Annotated in this window: 1 protein-coding gene; it reads left to right on the plus strand. The window is 42.1% G+C overall.

The features are described 5' to 3' along the window. Window positions 1-80: 80 nt before the first annotated feature. Window positions 81-1,130: an IS110 family transposase gene (locus tag F0261_RS19695; RefSeq protein WP_061485967.1), complete on the plus strand. Its 1,050-nt coding sequence runs from the start codon at window positions 81-83 to the stop codon at window positions 1,128-1,130. Window positions 1,131-1,581: the final 451 nt, after the last annotated feature.

Genomic DNA, 1,581 nt, shown 5'->3' on the forward strand with positions numbered 1-1,581 from the left:
TTGATAATCATTGAGCCTCCTCCCTATCAGCATAAACAGAGTTTATCCTAATAGGCGACCAAACCAAGGGAGAAAACTCAATGAACTTTTATACTAATACACATCCGTACTATTGTGGAATCGATCTTCACACAAGACTGCTCTATGTCTGCATCATTGATAATGAAAACAACATTCTCGTTCACGAAAAAATCGATGATTCACCCGATAAACTGTTAGCGCTTCTAAAACCATATCTAGGCAATATCGTTGTTGGTGTGGAATGTATGCACTGTTGGTATTGGGTGTCTGACTTTTGTGAAGAGCACAATATTGATTTTATTCTTGGCCACGCGCTTTACATGAAAGCGATACATGCCGGTAAAACGAAAAACGATAAAATAGACGCGCTAAAGATAGCGAAGCTAATGCGGGGAGGGAATTTCCCTCTAGCGCATGCTTATTCAAAGGAGCATCGCTCAATTCGTGATGCGCTGCGTCGGCGCACGCACATAATGCGAATGAGTGCCCAGCTGAAAGCGCATGTTGCCAGCACAGTCAGTCAATACAACTTACCCGTATTAGAAACGCGGTTAGATCTAAGAAACTCTCCTGATAGAGAAAAGATGCGCCACTTTTTTCCAGACGAAGCAGTGCAGAAGAGCATGGATTTAAACCTAAACATTATCGAAACCATGGTGAGTGAGCTCTACAAGATTGAACATTATGTAAAGACTCAGGCACAGACACACTGCGCTACAGATTTACATATTCTCAAGTCGTTTCCAGGTATTGGGAAAATTCTAGCCCTCACCATTTTGTATGAAGTTGGTGATATTAAGCGGTTTTCATCAGTTCAAAAGTTTGCCTCGTATTCACGGTTAGTAAAATGCAAAGCTGAGTCGGCCGGTAAAACACACGGTACGCAGGGGAATAAGATTGGCAATGCACATTTGAAATGGGCATTTAGTGAAGCAGCGGTGTTGTACCTTAAAGGTAATGACAACGCCAAACGGTATTTAGCAAAGCTTCAAAAGAGAATGAGCAAGGCGAAGGCTTTATCTGCACTCGCTCACAAAATCGGGCGGTGTACTTATTTTATGTTGAAGAATCAGCAGGTATTCGATGAAGAACGCTTTTTAAACGGGTAAGTCGCACGGTGGCATGAGCTTAAACGTCTAACTGGTTTAATGGTGAGTATCTTTTTTATCGCGCAGTACTCCGCAAAAGCAGCATCGATAAATATACCTGCATGCCAGAACCTGTTGGTTTGATTAGACATGTCACTGTTGCGCATCACTACCTTTTTATGAATTTGCTTACACCTTCACTGAACCTGATACTAACTGGTCAATGCAGCCACTTAGCTTTGAATAGGACAGAGGAAGGTTAACCGATGAATGTCTAGTGCCGTTGCCAGTCAAAAGGAATTGAAAAGAGCAACAACAAGAGCCTCTATATGTGTTTGACGTAGGCGATTTGCCTAACATCAGCCATGACAAACGAAGTAAACGAGTTCTAAAAAGGCAACGGTATTGATCTTGAAATAGTGGTCAAAGGACTATCTTTTTTCATTGACAGCCCGGAGGCTCATATGTGTTA

The sequence above is a fragment of the Alteromonas sp. 07-89-2 genome (genome assembly GCF_013113925.1).
GTDB classification, from domain to species: domain Bacteria; phylum Pseudomonadota; class Gammaproteobacteria; order Enterobacterales; family Alteromonadaceae; genus Alteromonas; species Alteromonas macleodii.